22 protein-coding genes are annotated in these 24,893 nt (G+C 54.5%); 8 read left to right on the top strand and 14 right to left on the bottom strand.

Features of this window, described 5'->3' with window-relative positions:
* Positions 1–19: 19 nt before the first annotated feature.
* The 8 genes from WIH05_RS00955 to fba all read right to left on the bottom strand — a co-directional run bounded on the left by WIH05_RS00955 (position 20) and on the right by fba (position 10,519).
* Positions 20–781, bottom strand: a complete 762-nt coding sequence (locus tag WIH05_RS00955; RefSeq protein WP_022273113.1) for a transcription termination/antitermination NusG family protein — start codon at positions 779–781, stop codon at positions 20–22.
* A gap of 353 nt (positions 782–1,134) precedes the next feature.
* Positions 1,135–1,842, bottom strand: a complete 708-nt coding sequence (locus tag WIH05_RS00950; RefSeq protein WP_022273114.1) for a HEPN domain-containing protein — start codon at positions 1,840–1,842, stop codon at positions 1,135–1,137.
* Between the two features lie 15 nt (positions 1,843–1,857).
* Positions 1,858–3,036, bottom strand: coding sequence for an ATP-binding protein (locus WIH05_RS00945; RefSeq protein ID WP_158358650.1), 1,179 nt, complete (start codon positions 3,034–3,036; stop codon positions 1,858–1,860).
* A 231-nt stretch (positions 3,037–3,267) separates the two neighbouring features.
* Positions 3,268–4,263: a kinase gene (locus WIH05_RS00940; protein ID WP_337424846.1), complete on the bottom strand. Its 996-nt coding sequence runs from the start codon at positions 4,261–4,263 to the stop codon at positions 3,268–3,270.
* Between the two features lie 10 nt (positions 4,264–4,273).
* Complete coding sequence (locus WIH05_RS00935) at positions 4,274–5,575, bottom strand: HAD-IIIA family hydrolase (RefSeq protein WP_337424845.1); 1,302 nt, start codon at positions 5,573–5,575, stop codon at positions 4,274–4,276.
* Positions 5,576–5,591: 16 nt separating this feature from the next.
* Positions 5,592–7,226: an O-antigen ligase family protein gene (locus WIH05_RS00930; protein ID WP_337424844.1), complete on the bottom strand. Its 1,635-nt coding sequence runs from the start codon at positions 7,224–7,226 to the stop codon at positions 5,592–5,594.
* Between the two features lie 217 nt (positions 7,227–7,443).
* A complete protein-coding gene (locus WIH05_RS00925; RefSeq protein WP_022273120.1) occupies positions 7,444–9,561 on the bottom strand; it encodes a glutamine synthetase III in 2,118 nt (705 codons plus the stop codon).
* 91 nt (positions 9,562–9,652) lie between these two features.
* Positions 9,653–10,519, bottom strand: a complete 867-nt coding sequence (gene fba, locus WIH05_RS00920) for a class II fructose-1,6-bisphosphate aldolase (protein WP_022273121.1) — start codon at positions 10,517–10,519, stop codon at positions 9,653–9,655.
* Between the two features lie 177 nt (positions 10,520–10,696).
* On the opposite strand from fba, the gene sfsA reads away from it, so the two are divergent.
* From sfsA to WIH05_RS00880, 8 genes are all read left to right on the top strand, one after another.
* Complete coding sequence (sfsA, locus tag WIH05_RS00915) at positions 10,697–11,407, top strand: DNA/RNA nuclease SfsA (protein ID WP_022273122.1); 711 nt, start codon at positions 10,697–10,699, stop codon at positions 11,405–11,407.
* A 114-nt stretch (positions 11,408–11,521) separates the two neighbouring features.
* The gene (locus WIH05_RS00910; RefSeq protein ID WP_022273123.1) at positions 11,522–11,755 is read left to right on the top strand and encodes a FeoA family protein; all 234 of its coding nucleotides are present in this window, start codon (positions 11,522–11,524) and stop codon (positions 11,753–11,755) included.
* Positions 11,752–13,629, top strand: coding sequence for a ferrous iron transporter B (locus WIH05_RS00905; protein WP_337424843.1), 1,878 nt, complete (start codon positions 11,752–11,754; stop codon positions 13,627–13,629). Before WIH05_RS00910 ends, WIH05_RS00905 begins: the two co-directional genes overlap by 4 nt.
* A gap of 118 nt (positions 13,630–13,747) precedes the next feature.
* Positions 13,748–14,479 carry a LytTR family DNA-binding domain-containing protein gene (locus tag WIH05_RS00900; protein ID WP_022273125.1) on the top strand — a complete coding sequence of 244 codons (732 nt, stop codon included), beginning with the start codon at positions 13,748–13,750 and terminating at the stop codon, positions 14,477–14,479.
* 16 nt (positions 14,480–14,495) lie between these two features.
* Positions 14,496–16,298: a GHKL domain-containing protein gene (locus tag WIH05_RS00895; protein WP_337424842.1), complete on the top strand. Its 1,803-nt coding sequence runs from the start codon at positions 14,496–14,498 to the stop codon at positions 16,296–16,298.
* A 121-nt stretch (positions 16,299–16,419) separates the two neighbouring features.
* Positions 16,420–16,908: an L-2-amino-thiazoline-4-carboxylic acid hydrolase gene (locus WIH05_RS00890; protein WP_022273127.1), complete on the top strand. Its 489-nt coding sequence runs from the start codon at positions 16,420–16,422 to the stop codon at positions 16,906–16,908.
* 16 nt (positions 16,909–16,924) lie between these two features.
* Complete coding sequence (locus WIH05_RS00885) at positions 16,925–18,271, top strand: divalent metal cation transporter (protein WP_022273128.1); 1,347 nt, start codon at positions 16,925–16,927, stop codon at positions 18,269–18,271.
* Positions 18,271–18,498, top strand: coding sequence for a hypothetical protein (locus WIH05_RS00880; protein ID WP_022273129.1), 228 nt, complete (start codon positions 18,271–18,273; stop codon positions 18,496–18,498). Before WIH05_RS00885 ends, WIH05_RS00880 begins: the two co-directional genes overlap by 1 nt.
* Before the next feature lie 108 nt (positions 18,499–18,606).
* On the opposite strand, the gene WIH05_RS00875 is transcribed toward WIH05_RS00880, so the two are convergent.
* From WIH05_RS00875 to WIH05_RS00850, 6 genes are all read right to left on the bottom strand, one after another.
* Positions 18,607–20,580, bottom strand: a complete 1,974-nt coding sequence (locus tag WIH05_RS00875; RefSeq protein ID WP_262426691.1) for a TRAP transporter permease — start codon at positions 20,578–20,580, stop codon at positions 18,607–18,609.
* Between the two features lie 16 nt (positions 20,581–20,596).
* The gene (locus WIH05_RS00870) at positions 20,597–21,070 is read right to left on the bottom strand and encodes a DUF1850 domain-containing protein (protein ID WP_022273131.1); all 474 of its coding nucleotides are present in this window, start codon (positions 21,068–21,070) and stop codon (positions 20,597–20,599) included.
* A gap of 35 nt (positions 21,071–21,105) precedes the next feature.
* Positions 21,106–21,846, bottom strand: coding sequence for a TAXI family TRAP transporter solute-binding subunit (locus WIH05_RS00865; RefSeq protein ID WP_337424847.1), 741 nt, complete (start codon positions 21,844–21,846; stop codon positions 21,106–21,108).
* Positions 21,847–21,905: 59 nt separating this feature from the next.
* Positions 21,906–22,142: a hypothetical protein gene (locus WIH05_RS00860; RefSeq protein WP_337424841.1), complete on the bottom strand. Its 237-nt coding sequence runs from the start codon at positions 22,140–22,142 to the stop codon at positions 21,906–21,908.
* A gap of 156 nt (positions 22,143–22,298) precedes the next feature.
* Complete coding sequence (locus tag WIH05_RS00855; protein WP_337424840.1) at positions 22,299–23,423, bottom strand: NAD(P)H-dependent oxidoreductase; 1,125 nt, start codon at positions 23,421–23,423, stop codon at positions 22,299–22,301.
* 12 nt (positions 23,424–23,435) lie between these two features.
* Positions 23,436–24,755 (bottom strand): lactate dehydrogenase, encoded by a 1,320-nt coding sequence (locus tag WIH05_RS00850; RefSeq protein ID WP_337424839.1) that lies wholly within the window; start codon positions 24,753–24,755, stop codon positions 23,436–23,438.
* Between the last annotated feature and the right edge of the window lie 138 nt (positions 24,756–24,893).

Below are 24,893 nucleotides of genomic sequence, written 5' to 3'. Positions count from 1 at the left end.
TTACTTCCCATAATCGTCCTTATGGGAAGTTTTTGCGTATATCATTGACCGGCACCTCCATGGACATATCCTGTCCAAAGAGATGTACTCCGATCTCTACCGTATCTTTTTTGACTTTCCAGATCACTCCCGACATATTTTCAAAGGATCCGGAAATCACGCTGACATGGTCGCCTGCGGCATAACCGTGGTCTTTCTCCGGCTGTGCGGCATGGTAAAACTCCGGCATCTCCAACGGGGTCTCAACCTTTCCATAACGGATCTCCTGTTGGATATCTTCCTTTAAGATAACCCCCAGGGCCACGGTCTTATAGCTCCCCATCATCTTCAGCCGGATGATCACATAACGCTTCTTATATTGGGCCTTTACGATGGAATCTGCATATTCTTTCAAAGGTCCGCATACGCGGAAAATCCGCCCCTTTCCATCCAGCTCCACATAGGAAAGCCGGACAATATGCTGGTTTTTCAGCATATTCGCGAAAAACGCTTCTTCTTCCTCTTCAATGGAAAGAAAGTCAAAATTTCCATCGGCGATCATCTTGGACATGGCAGGAACCTTCTTCAGACACAGGTACAGCTCCTTCGGCGTATCCGAAACAATGAACACATATCCCGGAAACAGCCGCTCCACATGGACGACGCTTTCCTGCTGCTTTCTCCATACCCTTTCGTAATATGCCACAAAACAATCTGTGTACAGTTCTTTGGGAACGATCTCTTCAATATAATGGACCAGCTCCTCTTCTCTTCCAGTCATTGTCTGCAATACATACCACATGATGATTCTCCTTTTAGGGTAGGCTCCGCCACTCCGCGATCCGCCCTTCGGCGTCCCAGATTCATTCAGGCACGTTATGTGCGACCAGTATAACCCCTTCCAAAAGCCCGCAGCCTTCAAACTCTCAAGCTTTTGTCCGGTTTTAGCTCATATCATTATAGCATCGCAGTACAGCTTTTTCAACCCTTCTTTTCGATACCAGGCCCTAGTATATCACATCTTTCTCTGGCTGTGCGTTCCAATTTCTGCAAAGCATCTGCGATTATGACATAAATACCAGAATTTGTCTGTCTGCCCGAAAGCTGTGCTGCACCGTCTTACAGAATCCGGATCTTCCGCATTTTACGCCATTCCTATGCCTCCTGCTTCCTCTCCGCTTCCTTCACCACCGCCGCCACGATCTTCTCCACATCTGCAATAAAATCCTCAACAGTCTCCCGGGAAATGGGCTCCTTTTGCGCATCCGCATGGCGGCGGTCTGACTGATGGGCGATCATATTGCGGCGCTGAAACAGGCTGTTTAACCGGCGCTTCATCTTATCTCTGGGCTTTTCCGAAGAGCCCTGCTCCCAGAAAGCGTCTTTGGCGATCTGCATAACATCCATCCCCAGAAGACTGATCTGGTCCTTTACCGTATCCCAGGATGCCATAGTGACAGTTCCGTATGTATCATTGATAAAATCCAGGAACCATGCGTCACTGTCCCTGTCCCTCATGGCCGCCTCAACCACTCCCATATGTACCATGATGTTTTCATATTTCACAGTACTGTTCCAACTTCCCGCGTGTATTTCACACAGGCCATATTTCGTCAGCTCATGCATAAAGAAGTCCAGGGCGCTTTCCAGGAAAACGATCTGGGAACGCCAGATATTTTCTCCCTCTTCTGTCCTCCCGCCCTGGACCAGCTCCTCCGCCACGGCAAACTGCCCCCGGACTGCGCTTATGTTTTCCTGAAAATGCTCCGTGATCTTATCCAGAGGAAACCGGACCACCGGTATCTTCGCCTTATCTCTTGTACCCTCCTCGCGAGGTCTCAGTTCCAGATTCCGTCCTGCCATCAAAGCTTCCCCCTGCTATTTTTCGATCTGTTTTTCAAACTCTTCCCAGAAGTTCTTATTTCTCATGGGAATCGCCCCATATTTTCCAAGGATATACCCGTTTTTCAGGTTTTCTGTTTTTCTCACATTCCGTATCTCCATCAGAGAGTACAGGTTTGTGGCCCTCTCTTCGTTCAGCTCTGTGAACCAGATCTGATCCCTCCGGAACAGGTTCGAGTCCAGGAGACTGGTATCATGGGTAGAGAAGATCAGCTGGGCCGAAAATCTGTCTGACGTTCTCTGGAACAATTCTGCGATCTGGTAGATCAAGGCTTCATGAAGGCAGGTTTCCAGCTCGTCACAGATCAAAACCCGGCCCTTGCTTAAGATATCGATCAATGGACATAAAATTTCAAACAGCTTTTTCACGCCATCCGACTCCTCTGTCATCAGATCCGTTTCAAACTGATCGTAGACCACCTGGGCTTCGATCCGTTTTGTCTGGTTCTCCGGGATCCTTACATCCCTGATCTGGTTCCCCAAAAGCCGCATCAGGATCAGAAAAATTTTCTTGATGTCTGGATCTCGCCTCATCAGATTCAGCGAATAATCCATCCAGTTATTCTTCTTTGAATCATAGATCACCAGATCTCTGGTAAAAAACAAAAAGGCAGCCTCCACTTCTTTTACGTTGGAAAAGTTTGCCCCGCAGGCCAGAAACAGGCGGTTTTCCTTTAGGACGTTGAGGCTTTGCTGAAAGGAGCTCTTATACCGGTCTCCCGGCGTAACGGCCTGACCGCTGCGCTCAAAGATCTTCACCTGGCGGCCCTTTGGGAAGTAGTACAGATATTCCTCCGCGATCTCCTGGTCCTGAACAGTAAATCCATATGCATAGCGGATCCCTTCTTTTAAAAACTGAATCGCATAGCTGCTGGCGTCTCCCTCTTCGCTGGTCTTATGTTCCGATTGCGGTACCTTTTCCCCTGGCTGAAAGCGCATGCTCTTATCCACCATAAGTGCACAGAAATTCAGCGCGTCAATAAAATTGCTCTTTCCGGAGCCATTAGGGCCGTAGATCACCGCCGTCCTAAGGATCCGCATCCCATTATGGAGCTTTAAAGATTTCTCATGAGTATCATCGCTTCCGGCGAGCATGGAAAATGTAATTTCATTTTTAATGGATTTATGATTGGAGCACCTGAATTCCAATAACATACCGATTACCCCTGTCGTTTTATTTACCACCATAATACCCCTCATATCCATGTTCTGTCAATGTGATCTGCACAAAATCCGCAGATTGAACAAATAAAACCTATAATCAGTATGTCTATCTCTCTGCTTTTTATTCTTCCGGACTCGTCAGCCAGCTCCATTCCGCAAAAAACCGGGCCGCCGCAGAACGCAGGCCTAAAAGCCTCCTGTCCCGCAGCGCCCCGGCTGCTCCTATCTCTTCTCGTACATCTCCGCCGTATAATGGATCACTCTGGTCCCGCTGTTCTCAAACTGGAACGGTACGTATAAAAGGTCCTCCATGGCCTTTGCCACAGCCTCTCTCTTATCCTCCTCCACGTAAAACAGCAGGAAGCCGCCGCCTCCGGCGCCCAGGAGCTTTCCGCCAAGAGCCCCGGCCTCGATCCCCTTGGCATAAAGGCCGTCGATGGAGTCTGTGGAGATCCCGCTGGAGATCCCGCGCTTTAACTTCCAGGTATAGTCCAGAAGCCGGCCAAATTCATTAAGATCCGTCTTTGTGGTCAGCACCTTCTCTGCCTCGTCCACCAGGGACAGCATTTCCAGAAGCTGCCGTTCCTTATCGGCCATGTCCTTCTGGGTGGTCTTCTGGATATCTGAGGAGAACCGGGAAAAGCCGGTGAAAAACAGCATCAGATTCCGGTTCAACTGGGCCTTCCGGTCCGGGGAGATGATCACTGGATTCACCTCATAGCCGTCGGCGTTAAAGTTGATCCGGTTCAGGCCGCCGAAGGACGCGGCGATCTGGTCCTGGACGCCGCCGCTTTCCTTGCAGAGCACCCGCTCCAGATAGATGGCGTCGTCGGCCAGCTTCCGCTTATCGGCGTATTTGCCCTTTAAGGCGTAAAACGCGTTCAGCATGCCCACAGCAAAGGAGCTGCTGGTGCCCAGGCCGGACCGGGCTGGCAGGTCTGCCTCATAGGTCAGGCGGATCTCCTGCATGTCCAGATATTTCATGGCCTCCCGGATGGCCGGATGCTCGATGGCCTCCACGTCGGTCACCCGCTCGATCCTCGAGTAGGACAGCTCTGTGGAATAATCGAAGAACCGCGGCAGATGGCGCACGTTCACATAGCAGTATTTATCAAAGGTGGTGGAGATCACGGCTCCGCCATGCTCCTTATAAAATCCCGGGAAATCGGTCCCGCCGCCAAAAAAGGACATGCGGAACGGCGTTTGTGTAATGATCATGAGATCCCTCCTAATCCATCTCCAGGATCTTCTCCACGGCCTCCAAAAGGTCCTTGCAGACAAGATCCGGCGTTACATCGTATTTTTTATCCTTTCCTGCCTCTCCGGTCAGCACCAGGGCGGTGCGCATTCCGGCGTTGATCCCTGTCTGGATATCCATGGTGGTGTCTCCCACCATCCAGGAGGCGGAAAGGTCAATGTTATATTTTTCTGCCGCCTGCCCGATCAGGCCGGTCTTTGGCTTCCGGCACTCACAGGGGATCTTGTAAGCCGGATTCTCCTCCGGGTATCCCTTGTCCGGGTGATGGGGGCAGAACAGGATATCGTCCAGGAACACGCCCTCCTTCCCCAGAAGGGAGGACAGCTTCCGGTGGATATTTTCCACATCCTCGATCCCGCAGAGGCCCCGGGCCACCACCGGCTGGTTGGTGATGACGATCCCCAGGCGGCCCGACTGGTTGATCCGTTTCACCGCCTGGACCGCGCAGGGCTCCAGCTCAAAGTCCTCCTCCTTATATACCAGGCCCCGGTACTGGTTAATGGTACCGTCCCGGTCCAGGAAGATGCATTTCTGCTTTCTGCTGAGGGATTTCTCCGCAATAAAGCCCCGTTCAATATCCTTTAAGGTCTGCTGGATCCGGTCCACGGTCCCCACATCCTTCACGTACTCCGGCGAGCGGTAGCCATACACCGGCTCTCCATCCTGGATCATGCCCTGGATCACATCATTTTCCAGGTTCCGCTTCACCGGCTCCGGAACCCGGTCACAGATTTTTCTGTTAAACACGAAAATTCCAGCATTCACACAATTTTCATACCAGTAGTCCCTGGTATTGTGCTTGGAGTCGAATTTCCGCACCCGGTCGTCCTCATCTAACACCAGGAGATCCGAGTCATAGGGATGGCCGTTGGGATGGACGAACAGCGTGGCCGCTGCCTTTTTCTTCTCATGAAAGGCCAGCATCCGTCCGAAATCAATGTCAAAAAACAGGTCCCCGGACATCATGAAGAAGGTCTCCTCCACCATATCCTTTAAATAATAGAAGGAACCGGCGGTGCCCAGGGGCGTTTCCTCCACAAAATACCGGATCCGTACCCCAAAACGCTCCCCATCTCCAAAATATTCCTGGATCTTTTCGCCCAGATGACCGATGACCATGAGGATATCGGTGATCCCGTGGGCCTTCAGCCTCTCCACCTGCCATAATAACAGCGGTTTTCCCGCCACCTCCACCATGGGCTTCGGTATCTCGTCTTTCGTAAGGGCCGCCAGGCGCGTTCCCTTTCCTCCGGCCATGATCACTGCCTGCATATGCACACTCTCCGTTCTATATGGATTCATTTTCCTTTTTCTTTAACTGTCTGCTGACGCCCATGGCCAGAAGCTGCACCGTCACAGGCATAGCCACCGGAAGGTTTAAGTTCACCGTGGCCTGGACCGCATAAGCCGCCAGGGCAAACAGGCAGGCCGCCACCTCCGGCCGGTCCTTGAGATTCCTTGCCATCCAGAAAATGGAGGTGCCCAGCCATGCCATATAGGACAGCATGCCGAACAGGCCGATGGTGATCAGATAGTGGAGGTATTCGTTATGGGCGTTGTCAAAGATCACATTGCCCAGCTCTCCCAGATAATAATTTTCCATGAGCACCCGGAAGGTCTCCGGACCGTAGCCGAAGATCTTGTCCTTGGTGGTGAAAAACTCCCTGAAAACCTCCATGGACCGGATCCAGGCATAGCCGCGATTGGTCCCCCAGGCGTCATTGAACACCACATATTTGCTGATGGCCGCGTACTTTTCCGCATTCCCCGCCGCATTGGCATCGTAAAGCACATAGATGACTCCAGCCGCAATGAAGGCCAGAAAGCCAAGCCAGACAAAGCAAGGCCATTTGCCGATCCGGTCCTTTTCTCCCTTTCTCCGGATGGTCAGCGCCGTCAGTACCGCCGCTGCGATCCACAGGGCCAGGACGATCTCCTTAAAATGCTCGTACTGGACGAACATGGTAAACAGGCTGTCGATGCCCAGGACCTTGTCCGCGTATTTCACATTGGCCCATTCCACGATCCAGGCCGCCGTGAAGAACCCTGCCGCCGCCATGAGATATCTCCGGATGCCGCTCCAGGTGCGGAACAGATAAAGGGGCAGGAAGCCCAGAAGCGCTCCCAGGGTCAGATAGGCGTTGTCGCTGGTTCCCATGATGATGGCCACGCTGGACACCATCATGGCGGCAAAATACCAGATTCTCTTCCTCCAGTCCTTATCCAGGGTGAATAAGGTCATGGACACCGCCAGCACCGCGCCCACATAAACGGTGTACGTATTAATGTTTCCGAAGGTGGAAACAAAAATTCGAAGTTGGTCATCCGAAAGTTCTTCCTTAAAGTGGAGCAGATCCATCTGGAAATAGTCGGTGATGCCGAAGCCGCAGACCAGCATTCCCGTCACCAGGAACAGATCCAGATACCACTGACGGAACCGGAAAAAACGGGTCACCAGGAAGTAGACCACCGTATAGAGGGTGATCAGAAATACGCCGTTATACCGGCCGAAGGTCCCCCAGAAGGCATCCCAGCGCCAGTCCACGCAGAGGATCCAGGAAATGACATTGGCTCCCCAGAACGCCAGCATGGCCCAGTCCACAAAATTCATCCCTCCAAGGATCCGCTTAAAAAATCCGCTTCCTCCCTTTTCACTGCTGTCCCCTCTGAAAAATCCCGCGATCCGGCCGCTGAAGATCCCGTAAAAGAGCATCAGCGCCATAGCCGCAATGGAGGCGACACAGTAAAAATGGTACTTGGTCTCCAGAATGTTGTAATAATAGTTATCGTATGCCAGGGGAAAGATACCCAGCACCGCCACGGCGAACACGCCCATGATCCCGGCCATGCTCCTGGCGTCCTTTTCCCGCAGTTCGGGGCTGTCCGCCCCTTTCTGCCTCTTTCCAGATACTTTATTTGACATATCTCTTACTCTGCTGCGGCCTGCGCCGCATTTTCCTTTCCTGTTTTCCTTGTTTTTAGAGAAAAAACCAGGTATAGTATACCATTCTCCGCCATTTTCCGCAACGGTATGCAGAGGGAAATCTCCCAGGCTTCCGGCGCGGGGCAAGGAAAAGACCGGCCGCCCCGGCAGATCGTCTCCGCCGGACCGTCCGGTCCTGCGCCTTATGGCGTAAAATTTATACTTCAAAGATCATATCGCCGTAGCTGGGGAAGGGCCAGTATTCCTTGTCCACGATCATCTCCAGGCGGTCCGCAGGCTCTCTGAGCCGGTTCATGGCCGGTACCATCTCATCGTAGCAGAAGTGGGCCCGCTCCTTCATATTAGACATGGTCCCTGCCTTCTCCAGATCCTTCCGGATCTCCTCCATGGCGTTTTTCATGGCAGCCAGCAGGCTGGAGACCTCCAGCACCAGCTCCGTCTGCACACTCATGTCAGCCTCCGGGCAGGCGGTCCTTACTTCATTGAGGGACCTGGCCAGATCTCCCGAATACCGGATCACCGCCGGAATGATCTGCTTTCCAGCCATGTCTGACATGGTCCGGGCTTCCACCAGAACGCTCTTGGCATAAGTCTCGTACTCGATCTCTGCCCGGGCGTACAGCTCGGATCTTGTGTACACGCCGAAGTCTCCGAACAGCTTCACGGCCTTTTCTGTCACCAGGGACGGGATGGAGTCCACCATGCACTTTAAGTTGGGAAGACCTCTCCGTTCTGCCTCCTGTACCCACTCCTCGGTGTAGCCGTTGCCGTTGAAGATGATCCGTCTGTGCTCGGAAAGCAGCTTTTTGATCAGGTCATGGACCGCTGTGGGGAAGTCATCGGAGGCCTCCAGGATATCCGCCGCTTCCTTAAAGGCCTCTGCCACAATGGTATTCAACACCACATTGGCGGAGGAAATGGAGTCGGATGAGCCCACCATACGGAATTCAAATTTATTGTTGGTAAATGCGAAGGGCGAGGTCCGGTTCCGGTCTGTGGCATCCTTATCAAAATCCGGAAGTGTGGTCACGCCGGTCCTTAAGGTACCGCCCATCTTGGAGTGGGTGGCGGAGCCGGTGCTGCAGAGCTGGTCGATCACGTCCTCGATCTGCTCGCCCACAAAGATAGAGATAATGGCCGGCGGCGCCTCCTGGGCTCCCAGACGGTAATCGTTTCCGGGAACGGCTGCCGACTGACGGAGCAGGTCTGCATGGACGTCCACAGCCTTCATGATGCAGGCCAGCACCAAAAGGAACTGGATGTTCTCATGGGGCGTCACTCCCGGCTCCAGCATATTGATGCCGGTGTCGGAGGTCAGGGACCAGTTGTTGTGCTTTCCGGAGCCGTTGACGCCCTGGAACGGCTTTTCATGGAGCAGGCAGGCAAGGCCGCGGCGGCTGGCTACCTTTTTCATGGTCTCCATGACGATCTGGTTGTGGTCCACCGCCAGGTTGGCCTTAGTGTAGATGGCCGCCAGCTCATGCTGGGCCGGGGCCACCTCGTTATGCTGGGTCTTGGCCGCCACCCCCAGCTTCCAGAGCTCCTCGTTAAGCTCCTTCATAAAGGCGCCCACCCGCTCCCGGATCACGCCGTAGTAATGGTCGTCCATCTCCTGGCCCTTGGGCGGCATGGCTCCGAACAGGGTGCGGCCCGTATAGATCAGGTCTTTTCTCTGTAAATATTTTTCCCGGTCCACCAGGAAATATTCCTGCTCCGGTCCCACCGACGGGATCACCCGCTTCACGGCAGTGTTGCCGAACAGATGGAAAATGCGGACCGCCTGCTTATCGATGGCCTCCATGGAGCGTAAGAGCGGCGTTTTCTTATCCAGGGCCTCTCCCCCGTAGGAGCAGAAGGCTGTGGGGATGCAAAGGGTCACGCCCAGGGCGTCCTTTTTTAAGAACGCCGGGGAGGTACAGTCCCAGGTAGTATAGCCCCTGGCCTCAAAGGTGGCGCGGAGGCCGCCGGAGGGGAAGGAGGAGCCGTCGGCCTCTCCCTTGATCAGCTCTTTCCCCGAAAGATCCATCAGGACTCTTCCGGCTGCGTCGGGACTGGTGATAAAGGAATCGTGTTTTTCCGCCGTAACGCCGGTCAGGGGCTGGAACCAGTGGGTATAATGGGTCGCTCCATTGTCCACCGCCCAGTCCTTCATGGCATGGGCTACCACGTCTGCGATGGACGGGTCCAGCTCGCTTCCGTCCTCAATGGTCTGCTTCAGCTTCTTATAGACGCTTTTGGGCAGACGCTCTCTCATTACCGCGTCGTCAAATACATTTTCTCCAAAAATTTCTGCCACATGGATGGCCTCGCTCATAGATTTTTCCTCCTCATGTATACTGGCCCAGCCAGATTTGCAAAAACGTTCTCCCGGAAAGGGGAGAACGTTTGATTGCCGCACGCGTCTTTTATTCTGCCTTGCCAATGGAACCGAACAGCTCCATTTTGGTCTTCACAGTCTCTTTGATGGCCGCTGCGCCGGGAGCCAGAAGCTTTCTCGGGTCAAAGCCCTTTCCTTCCAGATCCTTTCCTGCTTCGATGTACTTTCTCGTAGCATCGGCAAATGCCAGCTGGCACTCGGTATTTACATTGATCTTTGCAACGCCCAGGGAAATGGCCTTCTTGATCATATCCTCCGGGATCCCTGTACCGCCGTGAAGCACCAGAGGCATATCGCCCACCTTCTCCTTCACTGCCGCAAGGGTCTCGAAGCTTAAGCCCTGCCAGTTGGCCGGGTATTTTCCATGGATATTTCCGATTCCCGCAGCCAGCATATCAACACCCAGGTCTGCGATCATCTTACATTCGTTGGGATCTGCGCACTCGCCCATACCAACTACACCGTCTTCCTCACCGCCGATGGCGCCGACCTCAGCCTCCAGGGACATGCCCTTTTCACGGCAGATGCGGATCAGCTCCTTGGTCTTCTCCACGTTCTCCTCGATGGGATAGTGGGAGCCGTCGAACATAATGGAAGAAAATCCGGCTTCGATGCACTTTAAGCAGCCCTCATAGCTGCCATGGTCCAGGTGAAGGGCAACGGGAACTGTGATGTTTAATTCCTCCAGCATACCATTGACCATTCCCACAACAGTCTTATATCCGCCCATATACTTTCCAGCGCCCTCGGAAACCCCAAGGATCACCGGAGATCTTAATTCTTCCGCTGTCTGAAGGATCGCCTTTGTCCACTCCAGGTTGTTGATGTTGAAATGGCCTACTGCATATTTTCCGTCTCTTGCCTTTGCAAGCATTTCTTTCGCTGTTACTAACATAATCTTGGACCTCCATTTGCGTCATATTGTTTCAGGCCGCATCATAAGCCGGCGCTGTATACTCAAGGAGATTATACCTTATTTCTCCAGGTTTGAAAAGATTGATTTCACAGTTTCCTTTATTAATATTAAATCTGCTCCATTTATGCTATAATCCAGGGACGGAGGTATTTTCCTATGATCTATGAAAATGTAATGCAGGCCGTTTTCCTTTCCCGTCCCAACCGGTTCCTGGCCCGGGTCCTTCTGAACGGAAACGAGGCGGTCTGCCATGTAAAAAATACAGGAAGACTGGGAGAGCTCCTGATCCCAGGCGTCCCGGCGGCGGTGCAGTTCCATCCAGACGCCATGGCCCAGGGAAGGAAAACAGAATACTCGCTGATCGCCGTAAAAAAAGAGACCGCCCAGGGGCCGCAGTGGGTCAATATTGACTCCCAGGCCCCCAACCAGACGGCGTGGGAATGGCTCACCGCCGGAGAGGGGCTTCCCTTCTGTCCCAGGCCGGACCATGTAAAGCGGGAGGTCCGCTATGGGGACTCCCGGTTCGATCTGGCCTTTTCCTGCGGCGGCTCTCCCTGGTTCATGGAGGTAAAGGGCGTGACCCTGGATATGGACGGTACGGCCATGTTCCCGGACGCGCCCACGGAGCGGGGGATCCGTCACCTGGAGGGCCTTGCGCAGGCCGTAAAGGATGGATACGGAGCGGCCGCTCTTTTTGTGATCCAGATGAAGGGCGTTCATGCTTTTTCTCCCCACCGGGAACGCCACCCGGAATTTGCCGATGCACTAAAAAAGGCGAAGGAAAACGGCGTCCATATCTGGGCCTATGACTGCGCCGTCACAGACCGCTCCATGAAGCTTGACGCGCCGGTTCCCGTGATCCTCTGATCCCCGGTCCCCTGCACTGGTTCCGGTGTTCCCCGGCTCCCCCGCCCTGTACAGGCACAAAGCCGCCCGCTTTTTCATATCTCACTCATAAGCAACGTGCGAGTGAGTGATTTCATGGTACTACCATTGAGCAGTATAAATACAGGCGGATCCGCAAAGATCCTGGCGCTGGCCAATCCGCCGTTAATGGCCGGGCGGCTTTCTGACCTGGGCTTTGAGCCGGAGGAGGCCGTCACCTGCGTGCTCCGGAAACGGAAAGGGAACATTGCCGCCTATCTGGTCCGCGGGGCCGTCATCGCCCTCCGGGAGGAGGACAGCCGCATGATCCTGGTGGAGGCCCTCTCATGACGCGGCGCGTGGCCCTAATGGGCAACCCAAACGTGGGAAAAAGCACCATTTTCAACGGTCTGACCCGGCTCCGCCAGCACACCGGCAACTGGGCCGGAGTCACCGTCTCCTGCGCCGTGGGACAGTTTTCCTATGGCGGCCAGGATTTTTCCGCCGTGGACCTTCCCGGCATCTACTCCTTTGATACCCGTTCCGCTGAGGAGGAGCTGACAAAGGATTTTATTTTAAACGAGGACTACGACTTTCTGCTTGTGGTCTGCGACGCCACCTGCCTGGAGCGGGGGCTGTATCTGCTGTCCCAGGCCGCAGGGCTGCTGGAGCACAGAGAGGAGGCTGGTCCCATGCCCCAGGCGGTCCTCTGCGTCAATCTCTGCGATGAGGCTGAAAAAAAGGGGATCCGGATCGATTTTAAGGCCCTGGAGCGTTCCCTGGGGATCCCTGTGACTCCCTGCTGCGGCCGGACGGCCAAAGGCCTGTTAACCTTAAAGAAGCTGCTGGCCTCCCTGGCCGCCTCATGCCCCTGTGCCTGCGCCTCCTGCTCCCTGGGCTCTCCGTACCGGAGGCTCCCCTCCGCCTTCTCCCCCAAAGACCTGGCGGCCCAGGCGGTCACCTATACAAAGGAACATTACAGAAAAAGGGAAGAGCGTCTGGACCGGATCCTCACCGGCCCCTTCACCGGTACGGCGGTCATGGTACTGCTGCTTCTGGGGATCTTCTGGCTCACCATCACCGGGGCCAATTACCCGTCCTCCATGCTGTGGGACCTGTTTTTCTCCCTGGAGCCGCGGCTGGCTGAGACCGCCCTTTCCATAGGCCTCCCCCAGTGGTTCATCGACATGGCTGTTTTCGGCGTATACCGAGTGGTGGCCTGGATCGTGTCCGTCATGCTGCCTCCCATGGCCATCTTTTTTCCTCTGTTCACTCTGCTGGAGGATCTGGGGTATCTGCCCCGGGCGGCCTTTAATATGGACGGCGCCTTCCACAAATGCAGCGCCTGCGGAAAGCAGTGCCTGACCATGGCCATGGGCCTGGGCTGCAACGCCGCCGGGGTGGTGGGATGCAGGATCATCGACTCCCCCAGGGAACGGCTCATCGCCATCCTCACCAACAGCCTCATGCCCTGCAACGGCCGGTTCCCCCTGCTGCTGACCATGATCGCCCTTCTGGGAGCCGGAGGCGGCGTCTGGGCAGGGCTTCCGATGGAAAACCCGGTGCTCTCCTCCCTGCTGACCGCCCTGGTGCTGACGCTTTTTATCCTGGCAGCCATCCTGGCCACCCTTGGGGCCTCATTCCTGTTATCCAGGACTCTTTTAAAGGGCGTTCCCTCGTCCTTTACCCTGGAGCTTCCGCCCTACCGCCGCCCCCAGCCGGGAAAGGTCATCGTCCGCTCCATCTTTGACCGGACCCTGTTCGTCCTGGGCCGGGCCGTGGCTGTGGCCGCCCCGGCCGGTCTGGTGATCTGGCTTCTGGCCAATCTGACCGTGGGCGGAGAAAGCCTCCTTATGCACATTGCAGGCTTTCTGGATCCTCTTGGGACCCTTATGGGACTGGACGGCATCATCCTCATGGCCTTTATCCTGGGCTTTCCCGCCAATGAGATCGTCCTGCCCATTATCCTCATGGCCTATTTACAGAGCGGCGTCCTGGCCCCCATGGACGATAAAACGGCCATTTTAAGCCTGCTGTCCGCCAACGGGTGGACCGTTAAGACCACCGTCTGCATGGCTGTTTTCTCCCTGTTCCACTGGCCCTGCTCCACCACCTGCCTCACCATAAAGAAGGAGACGGGAAGCTTAAAGTGGACCGCCGTATCCATCCTTCTGCCCACCGGGATCGGCGTCCTCCTCTGTATACTGGTGAATCTGGTGTTCTGATGATCTTCCCCGTTCTCCTGTGTAATGATGCCAGGGTCAAAAGGCCAAAAAGCCTTTTGACCCAAACATCATAGAATGATATAATCAGTATCAAAAAGGAAAAGGGGGAAACCATCCTATGATCCATATCTGCATCTGCGACGACAGCGACGCCATGCGGGACGAGCTCTGTGGTCTGATCCAGGAGCTCTGCCAAAAGCACAGCATCGCCGCCTCCGTATCCTGCTGCTCCTCCGGCGAGGAGCTGCTCTTCGATCCAGACGATAAAAACCGGACCACTGACATCTTTTTTCTGGACATCCTGATGAAAAAGCTCAACGGCATTGAAACTGCCGCCAAACTCCGCGCCATAAATCCCACCGCCCAGATCATCTTTCTCACGGTCAGCAAGGAGCATGTTTTCGAGGCCCTGGACGTGATGCCCCTCCACTACCTGTTAAAGCAGGACATGCGGACGGAGAAGATCGAAAAGGTCTTTTTAAAGGCTGTTTCCCTGGCTGAAAAGGGGCGGAAGGAAAAATTTACATATAAATTTGGAAAGACCATTGGCTCTGTCCTCCTGACGGACATTATTTTTTTCGAGGTAAAGAACCGGATCATCGAGATCCATGTGAAGGCCGGGCCGCCCATTGAATTTTATGGAAATATCTCTGACCTGGAGCAGCAGCTCCCGCCGGAATCCTTTCACCGGGTCCACCGCTCCTATATCGTCAACTTTGAAAATGTGGATTATCTCAGCGGAAAAGAATTTGTCTGCATCGACCGGACTGTGATCCCCATCGGCCAGAAGTACGCCGATTCCCGGGAACACTATCAGAATTACCTGCTCAATGGCCTTTCCATGGTCTGAGCAGAGAGGAGGAGCTGTGGCAAACCGTATCTATCATGCCTTCTGGCTGCTGTTTTTGTACATCGTCTGGCTGTTCCTGCTCTCTGTCCGGACCGAGCGGCCGACGGATTCCTACCATACGTTTCTGGAGCTCACCAGCTCTGGAAGCATCGTCCATTTTGACCATCGGGAGGCCCGGAAGGGAGTCCTGTCGTTTTCCTGCGCCCTTCCCGGCGACCGGGTGGAACGGCCCTTCCTGGCAGTCAGCGGCCAGAAGCCGTCCCGAGTCCTGGCGGACGGCCGGGAGATCCCGGTCCCGGAGGACTGTGAGGTTCTTGAGATCAGTCCCGATACCTGGTTTCTGATCCCCCTGGACCCGTCCGGCGCTCTCTCCCTGTCCCGCCTGGAGGTCCAGTTTGAGCCTGCTTTTTTAGGGGACGCCCCGGCTCCTGCTGCCGAATATGAGATCCACAAGACCCCACGGATCTGCTTTGGCTCCCGGAACGCCCTGTTCAATAACCTGGCCATGTCCGGCCCCCTCCATCTCATCACCTCCGGAGTCTTATTTTTTGTTGCCCTGGTGATCCTTCTGGCGGGCTCCGTATTCCGTTATGTATACAGAATACAGACTTGCGTTTCCGCCATCGGCTTCTGCTTTTTAGGCTTTGCCGTCTGGATCCTCTGTGAATCCTCCCTGGCCAGCTCCGTGCTCAGCGGCTACGCCATCGACACCGTCAAATGTGTTGCCATCTTCATCATCCCGGTGCTTTTATACCGGTACATCTCCCTGGAATTTCCCAAAACCTATCCGGGGATCTTTACCTTTCTCTGTCTGTTCCACTTTGCGGTCCTGATCCTCTCTGTGGCGGTGATCATGGCCGGCTACGTCCCCTTTTACCGGCTGGAGCAGTCCCTCTGGTTCCTGTTCATCTGCACCCTTATGGTCTGCATCTGCTATCTCAGCGCTGAGGTATCGGAAAACAGGAAGATGCACACGGTCTACATCGGGATCGTCATCAGCTTTTTTACCTTTTTCATCTATCTGCTGTTTTACAATTTCCAGCCCGTAGTCGCCATCCGCAGCCTGGTCACCGGAGCTGTTCTGCTGATCCTTTATAACCTGGTCCTGCTGGTGCCGGAGACCGCCCGGATCTACCGTCAGAGCCTGGAGCGGAAAAATCTGGAGCAGCAGCTCAATGAGCAGGTCCGCCACTATAAGGCCATCGAGGGGCGGGAAAGCCAGTACCGGAAGCTGCGTCATGATATGAAGAACCACTGGCAGATGGTCCAGACCCTCCTGGCCTCCGGGAAAACGGCCGAGGCCCTGGACTACACCTCCAGGATCCGGGACCAGCTGGAGCTCCATACCCGCTCCCGTCAGCTTGTCAGCACCGGCAATCCATTTCTGGACGCGGTCCTTACCTCCAAGCTGGACCAGGCAGCCGCCAGCGGGATCCAGGTGGACACCGAGATCATGGTGGTAAAAAACATGAAGATCGACATGGTGGACTGCGGCATCATTTTCGGCAATATCCTGGAAAATGCCATCGAAGCCTGTTTAAACCAGAGCGGGGACTCTGAAAAAAGGATCCTGGTAAAGCTCCTGTATAAAAAGGGGATGCTGGTCTGCGGCATCTGTAATTCCATGGATCCGGATGCCTCCATCCGCTCCGGCTTTGCCACCACCAAGCCGGATTCTGAGGGCCATGGCCTGGGGCTCCCCAACGTCCGGGAGGCTGTGGCGGGTTACGGCGGGACCTTAAACCTCAAGGCACAGGACGGCCGCTTTGAGGTTTCCTTTGTCCTGTTCGGCGTGGCCCCGTCCTCTTGTGCAGTCTGACGGATTTTTACTACATTTTTCCTGCCTTTTGCATCATTTATGCCCACTTCTGGCTTTTAAAATGCTAAACTTTTTCTGTAATCCATAAAATTTTCATAAACATGAAAAGGAGGGGGAAAGGATGTACAACCCAGAGGATCCCGTGGGAAAGGTCACGGAGACCATGGCAAAGCTGTTTGCGGTCATGGCCGATGAGGTGCTCCAGGAAATGGGACAGGAAAAGGGAGAAGCCGTCGTAAAGCGCGCGGTACGCCGCTTCGCCAACATGAGGGCCCAGAAGATCATCGAAAACATCAAAAAGGACGGAAAGGAAGTCACCTTCCACACGGTGGAGGAATATTCCGATTATCCGGCCAATGAGGCGTGGGACTGCGACTCTTTCGTGGAGGGGAATACACTGAGAGAGATCAACCGCGTCTGTCCGTTTTCCACGGCTTTTCGTGAGATCGGGCTTGAAAACGCCGGAAAGCTCTACTGCGAGGAGATCGACATTGCCCTCAACGAGGCCTTTTTCGGAAAGATCGACTTTAAGCGCCCTGCGCTCTTCACCGACGGTCCCTGCGCTCCGTGCGAAATGATCGTGACCTGTCTGGAAGACCAGACCAAATAATCAGGAGGATGTAAACATGAACGGAACGGAAGTGAATCCACGTTACTCAGAAAACGCCCTGAAAGAAAAGGCGTTTTTGCAGGAATTAAATAAAAAGCCGCCCCTTCAGAAATTCTTTGGCTACTGCAAGCTTTCTGGACCGGGCTTTATGAACGCTGCCTTTACCCTGGGCGCCGGCTCCTTTGCCAGCTCCGTGACCCTGGGCGCCGCCTACGGCTACGATATGCTCTGGATCCCGCTGTACTCCTTCGCCCTGGGCCTCTTTATGCTGGCCCTGGCCACCCGGTTCGTGACCGCATCGGAGATCTCTGTCATCAAAGCCCAGGATAAATTCCATGGAAAATTTTTCGGAAGCTTTGCCACCGGACTCGTGGCCTGCTTCGTCGCATCGATCGTTTATAACTTCGGCCAGTACGCCCTGGGCGCAGACGCTGTTACCGCCCTGTTCTCGGTGGTGAACATCAATGTTCCCAAGAACATCAGCTGGATCTTACTGGTTGCCATCTCCGTACCTCTTTCCTTAATGTACGGCTCCGGCGATAACCCCAAGGGCGTTAAGATCGTAGAAAACGCCATGAAGATCCTCATTGGCATCATGCTGGTGGTATTCGGCGCTGTTCTCTGTGTCACCGGCGTGGACTTTAAGGCCATGATCAAAGGACTTCTGATCCCGACACTGCCCAGCGGAATCGACGGCATCGTCATGCTCATCGCCTCCCTGACCGCCACCATCGGCGTCATGGACTGGGTACTGTTCAACAACGGTATGGAATCCCGCGGATATTCTGAAAACCATGAGACTCTGGGCCGCTTTGACGCCGTGTTCGGCGGACTGATCCCGGTGACTCTGGTGCTTTCTTTCGTTTCCATCGCCTTTGCCGAGGCTTTTGCCGGACAGGAAGGGATCCCCACCGACTCCACAGCGCTCTGCAATGCCCTGGTTTCCGTAATTCCGTCCATCTGGATCCAGCTGGGCTTCTACATCGGTATCATCGCCCTTGTGTGCTCTTCCATGATCGGATTAAGCGTTACCTGCGCCACCTCCTTCTATCAGTCTACAAATGTAAAGAAGGACACCAAGGCCTGGTACCATCCGTTCATCGTCCTGGCTCCCCAGATCGGCTTCTTAGGCGCATTCTTTGGAAAGCCTGTGATGGTGGTCGTATTCATCGCCGCCATGCAGTCCTTATTTAACTGGATCTCCGGCAACTCCTGGTATCTCCTGGGCAATGATCCCAGATACCTGGGCAAAAAGGTCATCCAGTCCAGATTCTTCAACGCCGGCATCCTTGCCTGCATTTCGGTCCTGAACATTGTATTTATCACCTTTATCATGAGTAAGATGGGAGTGTGGCCAGCATAATGAACATTCAGAAATTTTTAGATTCCAAACACGGAAAGCTTCTGGGACGCGTATATTTCCTGATCCTTCTGTTCATCGGAAACGCGCTGATCCCCATTGGAGCAGTCATGAAATTTTTACATAATGGATCCGGCGTCCTCATGATCCTGGGGATCATCATCACTGTGGCCGCCATTGTGATCCTCTCCACGCCTTATGATCTGAGCAATTATAAGGAAGAGAAATAATCCGCATACAAATTCCTTTTATTTGTGCAAGAAGGAAGCCCGCACACCGGCTGGTGCGGGCTCCCTATTTTTTTATCTTCTGTTGGATCCTCTTCCGCTGTTTATCTCCTACGCCGCAGCCCGCTTCTTTTTATCTGCAAGCTGCCAGACCACAGAGGCTCCTACAATGGCGATCCCCGCCAGGTCTGTGACCGTGCCTGGAATGATCAGGCACAGACCGCCGACCACGGCCAGGATCCTCTGGATGGGATTCATATTGGTCACCATATAGCCCTCCAGGCCTCCGGCCACGCCGGTCAGGCCCACCAGGGAGGTGACGATGATGATCACCACCTGGACCACGTCTGCGTCAATGAACAGCATCGCCGGGTTAAAGGCGAAGATATACGGCACGATGAAGGCCGCGATTGCAAGACGGGAAGCGTTTAAAGCCGTCTTCATGGGATTGGATTTGGCAATGGCAGAGCCTGCATAGGCTGCCAGGGCCACCGGAGGCGTAATATCCGCCACAATGCCGAAATAGAATACAAACATATTGGCCGCGATCTTATTGATCCCCATACCGTTTACCAGAATAGGGGCACAGGTGGTGGCCATGATGATGTAGTTGGCAGTGGTGGGAACGCCCATACCCAGGACGATACACGTCAGCATCGTAAGGAACAGGGCGATGATCACACGGTCACCGGCCACACTGACGATGGCAGAGATCAGGATCTGTCCCAGACCGGTCATGGTAACCACACCGGCGATGATCCCGGCGATGCCGCAGGCCACGGCCACGGAAAGAGTATTCTTTCCGCCCGTTTCCAGAGCGTTCACAAACCGCGTGGGATTCATACGGGTACTTTTATTGGGGATGCTCACCAGGATCGCCAACAGTGTGGCGATCACGGCTGAACGGGACATGGTGTAGCCCATCATGACCATGGCCACCAGCGTCACCAGCGGGATCAGCAGGTATCCCTGACGGATGAACAGAGGAACGAATTTGGGCAGGTCCTCTTTGGCGATGCCCTTTAAGCCCAGCCGTTTGGCTTCCAGGTGTACCGTAATAAAGATACCAGTGAAATATAAAAGCGCCGGGAAGATGGCCCGCATGGCGATCTCACTGTACTGGACGCCCACCATCTCCGCCATCAGGAAGGCGGCTGCACCCATGATCGGCGGCATGATCTGTCCGCCGGTGGAGGCCGCTGCCTCAACAGCTCCGGCAAATTCGCCCTTGTAGCCCGTCTTTTTCATCAGCGGGATCGTCACGGAGCCGGTGGTAACTGTATTCCCCACAGAACTTCCGGATACCATTCCGCAGAGGGCCGAGGAGATGACGGCCACCTTGGCCGGACCTCCGGTGGAAGCGCCCGCCAGGGAGTTGGCCAACTGGATAAAGAACTCCGAGATCCCGGTGGCCTCCAGGAATGCGCCGAACAGGATAAACAGCGCGATATACGTGGAGCAGACGCCGATGGGAGTTCCGATGACGCCGCTGGTGGTATAAAACAGGTTGTAAACGATGGATTTTAATACCTGGGGGAAGGCTCTTCCGGCTCCCAGGCCGCTGTAAAACGCGTAGCCGATAAAGACCGTCGCCACACACAGGATCGGAATGCCTACCACCCTCCGGCAGGTCTCCGCCAGCACCAGGATGCCGATGATGCCTACGATGACCTCTAGCTGGCTGATCCGGGTGGCGTGGCCGATGATGGTCTTAAAGTTGATGACAAAATAGAAATAGGCACCGGCCCCCAGGACCATCAGCACGATATCATAAATGGGAATATGATTTTTCTTCGTGCTGCCCTTTTTTGCCGGATACACCAGGAATGAGAGGATTATGACGATCCCCACAAACAGGGAGCGGCGCACCCGTTCATCCCAGTTGGCAAACAGGTTCATATACACCATTAGCAGGGCAAACGCCGCCAGCAGATAGCGGACGACCTTCTTGGGAACACCCTCCCAGATACGGGTATTGGATTCCCTGTCATATTTTTTCATGATGGCTTCCACGTCTTCCGCCGTTCCTGTGGAAGTATCCACGGCTGGAGCCGTGTTCACGTTCATTTTCTCTTTTTCTGACATCCCTTCCCCCTCCTTTCTACATTCCGGGCTCACAGGAGAACTCCACCTTGCTGTTTTTTCCGCAGAGCTCCCTTAAGCTGACCGCTTCTCCATGGATCGTAAGGACATGGTCGGAAACCGTCCCCACGATGTAAGAAAGCCATGGCATTTCCCGGTCAAAGCCAGAAACGATCATTTCTCCGTTTTCCCCATATTCCAGCTTCTGCCCCTCTTCGATCTCTGTCTGGACTCCGGCTCCGAAATTATTGTAGATGGTCCGCACCACATAGATCCTGTGGTCCCGGATCTCATATACGTCCGTCAGCGGGTACTGGTTGACGGAATGGATGAACGTGACGGAAAATTCGTCCCCCTCTGAAACGGGGAACCGTGCATATTCCTCTTTTGTATCCCCATCCCGTAAGACCAGCGTATCTTTTCCGGAAGCCCCCGCAAAAAAAAGGGCAGTGAGCGCAATGGCTGCAATAAACACAACCGTTATTGCAGCCATTGTAAATGTTCTTTTTTTCTTATCTTCCAGCAAAACTACTTGATCGCGCCGACTTCTTTAAAGTATTTCTCAGCGCCCGGATGGAACGGAACGGAGATACCGCTGACGGCGTATTCAAGGCTCAGTTCCTCGCCCTTGGCGTGAGCTGCTGCGATCTCGCTCTGGTTGTCGAACAGGGCCTTGGTAAGATTATAAACAGTTTCCTCAGAAAGCTTCGGGGAGCAGATCAGAGTCGCCTTGATGGCCACGGTCTGAACATCCTCATCCACGCCCTTATAGGAGCCGCCCGGGATCGGGTAAGTGGTATAGAACGGATGCGCCTCTGCGAGAGCCGCTGCGTGCTCGTCATCGATCTCCAGAAGGTTGATGCTGTTGGTGGTCGCCAGCTCTACGATGGCTGTGGTGGGAGCGCCTGCGGTACAGAAGAACGCGTCGATCTTTCCATCCTTTAAGGCGTCGGAGGAATCGCCGAAGCCCAGATTGTTGACTTCGATATCGTTGAAGCTGATCCCGTAAGCCTCAAGGATCTGGCGGGCGTTGAACTCAACGCCGGACCCTGCGTCGCCCACAGAAACTCTCTTGCCCTTCAGATCCGCGATCGATTTAATATCTCCAGTGGAAACCACCTGGCAGACCTCTGCGTAAAGACCAGCGACTGTGGCAAATTCTGTTGCCGCGCCCTCTTCCGCGAACAGGTCGGTTCCATTATACGCATAGTCCATAACGTCGTTCTGGACGATGGCCAGATCTGCCTCGCCGTCGTTGACCAGGTAGATGTTGGCCTTGGACGCACCGGTGGACTGGACGTTAATGTTTACGCCGATGTCTTTTGCGTTTAAAAATTGGCGATAACTCCGCCGAAGGCGTAATACGTACCGGTAGTTCCTCCGGTTCCCATGGTCATTTTCACTGCATCGCCGCTGGGAGCCGCCGCCTGGGTGGTCTCGCCGGCTGCCTTTGTATCGCCGCCCGCGGCTGCCGTTGTTTCACCGCCGCCTCCTCCGGAGCAGGCAGTCAGTACCATCGCAAGGGTCAGTGTCAATGCTGTCACTGCTGAAAATTTCTTCTTCATATTGTAACCTCCTTTTTTCTTTTTTCCCCATTCCTAGCCCCTTGGGGATGTTGGTTCTATTATACAATAATCGAAGAAATATTTCAATGTCTAAACAATATATAAATTCGTTCTAAAATTTTTATATTTTAGCTTTGTCGCGTTGAAATGTCGAAATTATCTTTCCTTTCTGTTTTCTCCGTCCCTCATGGTCTCCAGGATCGTATCTGCAAAGGCCTGGATCCTGTCTCCGATGCCGTCCCGCTTCATGGCGGAGCCAGGACTGTTGCCCGTTTCCATGATGCAGAAGTTTCCCGGGAGATAAAAGGTCTTGTTCATGTTCAGGGCCGTGATGAGCTGGCCGGCAATGAGGTCGCTGCCGGAGTAGCCGGAAACGATGATGGCAAACAGGGCCTTATCATAAAATCTCGTGGTACGGAATAATGCGGTCAGGCGGTTTATGAAGGCCGTCAGATTGGCCGAAAGGGCGTCATTATAGTTGGGGCATAAAAGCAGGATCCCATCGGCCCACTGGATCCCTGGATATACGGATTCCACAATAGGCCCGCCGTAAAAGCATTTTCCCCGCTCGCCAAAATGCAGGCACATCTGATAGGGACATCCGGAGCAGTCCTCCAGGGTCCCGTTTCTTAAGCTGACCTCCCGGATCTCCACATGGTCTTCAATCTTCTCCTTTACCGCGTTCCAGACCTCCAGGGTATTGGAGGTCTTGTGGCTGGAGGCATGGAGCACCAGCAGATGGGGCTCTTTCCTGGGGTTCCATTGAAACTCCATAAGCTGCTCCGCCAGGATCCCGGCGCTTTTTTTGTACGCCCCCAGGCGGTCCGTACCCATATTGGCGGCCTGGATGATATAGTTGTCCAGGGACGCCGTGCCCTCCACCAGAGGACGGCCCACCAGGGCCGCTCCCGCCTGGTTGGCCGCCACCGCCAGCTCCCTGGCGGCCGCCTTGGTATAAAGCTCGCTGTCCGCGTCAATAAGGAAGCCGGCAACAGCCCCCTTCAGCACAGGTTTTCCACAGCGGAGCCATGCCAGGATCTCATAATATCCACGGTTGACTCCGTTTTTCCCCAAAGGTACTGCAAAAAGCAGCCGCCCCCCCTGGAACCGCTCCGTACCATTTTCGTGGTCACCGTTCTCCCACAGCTCCTCCATGGAATCCACCACCTGGGCAGAGATCCCCTCCAGAGCCGCCCGGAGGACCTGGTCCAGACGGCCCTCCTCCGCTCTTTTCTGTGGATAGATCACAAAAAGCTTCTTTTCCTTCTTCCCATTTTCCAATCCATCCGCCTCCTATACGATCATTCTGAGATTTTCCGCCGCCGTCCGGATCCGGGCATGGAGGGCATCCGGCAGGGGAAGGATCTCCGTTTCCAGACCATTCTCTGTAAACCGGTTTTTCACTCCCATGTAGATCCCTCCCAGGAACACCGAACCGCAGTGCCACTCTCCCCGGAGAGCCAGAAGGATGGACAGGGCACCTGAGGAAAAGGCCGGAGCCACAAAGGGCTTATAGCCGATCTCCCGCATTTTAAGATTGGCCGTCACCGTCAGCTCCGTCAGCTCTCTGGAAAGAGCATCATCATAATGCTCGATGGAATCGGCTACCACCAGATCCTGGCCATGGGGACCGAAGGAGCGGCCCTCTGTGAGGAATCTGGAAAACCGAGGATCTCTCTTGGCGTAATAGGCGGCCCTGGCGTTCATGACGCCCAGGCCGAAGCCCTGGATCTGCTCCGGTAAAAGTCCCATATAGTCCAGCTCCCCGGCTTCATTTTTATTGCTCTCCAAAAATGCGGTCTTTGCCAGAGGATCCACCGGATCAGAAACGGCGCAGAACAGCCCCTTAAACCGGCTTTCCCTGGCCATTTTCGCATAATTGGCCATGATCTTCGCATTATTTTCAAACTGGTACATGCGCACGTCCTTCACACCGGAGCCCACCGGCGGGATCCCCTTGGAGGCCACGAACACGAAAACATCACAGTCAAAAAGATTCTCTGGCTTCACCACCTCCACCTCCGGCAGGGCGTCATACTCCCAGGGATAGGCGATCTGGTTTTCCTCAAACTCCCACCGGGCCGTCACCTGGTCGGAGATATCGCAGATCCCGATCCGGGAGATCACGTCGCCGCCCAAGAGATGGAGGCCCGTAAGGAGCATGCTCCCCACATCCCCGATGGCCAGGATATGGACCCGCTTTTTCTCCGGTCCTGCCGGGAATGCCTCCCCGGACAGCAGCTCCAGGAAGCGGGGATGGGAGGCGTTGACGGCACGGACCTTTCCGGCTGTGATCCGCTCCCGGATCCATTCCGGAAGCGCAGCTGCGCATTTTCCCTCCGTACAGCCGTCCTGTTTTCCATAAAACGCTTTGTTTTCCTCCAGCTTCCGGCTGTTGAGCCAGTCTACGCTCTCCTCCTTTTCCCATAAAAGTCCCTCATGATTCACCAGGAAGGAGGCGCGGCAGCTCCCCGGTTCTCTGAAAAACAGCCAGGAAAGCTCCTCTGCGGTCCTGGGCTCCGGGATCTCCTTCCAGTCCGCCTCCGGCGGGCACTGAAAATCCATGTGATCTGTAAAACACGTTTTTCCATTTATTTCATAATATTTCAACATTCGCGTTTTCCTCCTGAATCTATACCATAAATTTTTTCATTCTTCCCAGCATTTCCAGGTCGTTCTCCAGATATACCGACGCCGCCAGGTTTTCGTCGTATTCCATGCAGCTCCCCTTATCGGGACACAGGGGCAGGA

The sequence above is a fragment of the Alitiscatomonas sp. genome (assembly GCF_037242085.1).
Lineage (GTDB): Bacteria > Bacillota > Clostridia > Lachnospirales > Lachnospiraceae > Alitiscatomonas > Alitiscatomonas aceti.
The sequence above is the reverse complement of the archived record's forward strand: the minus strand, read 5'-3'. Positions and strand labels throughout refer to the sequence as shown.

What these genes read in the sequence shown, in the direction of transcription:
- WIH05_RS00955 (WP_022273113.1), bottom strand. Translation starts at nt 781, where the DNA reads ATGTGGTATGTATTGCAGACAATGACTGGAAGAGAAGAGGAGCTGGTC.
- WIH05_RS00950 (WP_022273114.1), bottom strand. Translation starts at nt 1,842, where the DNA reads ATGGCAGGACGGAATCTGGAACTGAGACCTCGCGAGGAGGGTACAAGA.
- WIH05_RS00945 (WP_158358650.1), bottom strand. Translation starts at nt 3,036, where the DNA reads ATGTTATTGGAATTCAGGTGCTCCAATCATAAATCCATTAAAAATGAA.
- WIH05_RS00940 (WP_337424846.1), bottom strand. Translation starts at nt 4,263, where the DNA reads ATGATCATTACACAAACGCCGTTCCGCATGTCCTTTTTTGGCGGCGGG.
- WIH05_RS00935 (WP_337424845.1), bottom strand. Translation starts at nt 5,575, where the DNA reads ATGCAGGCAGTGATCATGGCCGGAGGAAAGGGAACGCGCCTGGCGGCC.
- WIH05_RS00930 (WP_337424844.1), bottom strand. Translation starts at nt 7,226, where the DNA reads ATGTCAAATAAAGTATCTGGAAAGAGGCAGAAAGGGGCGGACAGCCCC.
- WIH05_RS00925 (WP_022273120.1), bottom strand. Translation starts at nt 9,561, where the DNA reads ATGAGCGAGGCCATCCATGTGGCAGAAATTTTTGGAGAAAATGTATTT.
- fba (WP_022273121.1), bottom strand. Translation starts at nt 10,519, where the DNA reads ATGTTAGTAACAGCGAAAGAAATGCTTGCAAAGGCAAGAGACGGAAAA.
- sfsA (WP_022273122.1), top strand. Translation starts at nt 10,697, where the DNA reads ATGATCTATGAAAATGTAATGCAGGCCGTTTTCCTTTCCCGTCCCAAC.
- WIH05_RS00910 (WP_022273123.1), top strand. Translation starts at nt 11,522, where the DNA reads ATGGTACTACCATTGAGCAGTATAAATACAGGCGGATCCGCAAAGATC.
- WIH05_RS00905 (WP_337424843.1), top strand. Translation starts at nt 11,752, where the DNA reads ATGACGCGGCGCGTGGCCCTAATGGGCAACCCAAACGTGGGAAAAAGC.
- WIH05_RS00900 (WP_022273125.1), top strand. Translation starts at nt 13,748, where the DNA reads ATGATCCATATCTGCATCTGCGACGACAGCGACGCCATGCGGGACGAG.
- WIH05_RS00890 (WP_022273127.1), top strand. Translation starts at nt 16,420, where the DNA reads ATGTACAACCCAGAGGATCCCGTGGGAAAGGTCACGGAGACCATGGCA.
- WIH05_RS00885 (WP_022273128.1), top strand. Translation starts at nt 16,925, where the DNA reads ATGAACGGAACGGAAGTGAATCCACGTTACTCAGAAAACGCCCTGAAA.
- WIH05_RS00880 (WP_022273129.1), top strand. Translation starts at nt 18,271, where the DNA reads ATGAACATTCAGAAATTTTTAGATTCCAAACACGGAAAGCTTCTGGGA.
- WIH05_RS00875 (WP_262426691.1), bottom strand. Translation starts at nt 20,580, where the DNA reads ATGTCAGAAAAAGAGAAAATGAACGTGAACACGGCTCCAGCCGTGGAT.
- WIH05_RS00870 (WP_022273131.1), bottom strand. Translation starts at nt 21,070, where the DNA reads ATGGCTGCAATAACGGTTGTGTTTATTGCAGCCATTGCGCTCACTGCC.
- WIH05_RS00860 (WP_337424841.1), bottom strand. Translation starts at nt 22,142, where the DNA reads ATGAAGAAGAAATTTTCAGCAGTGACAGCATTGACACTGACCCTTGCG.
- WIH05_RS00850 (WP_337424839.1), bottom strand. Translation starts at nt 24,755, where the DNA reads ATGTTGAAATATTATGAAATAAATGGAAAAACGTGTTTTACAGATCAC.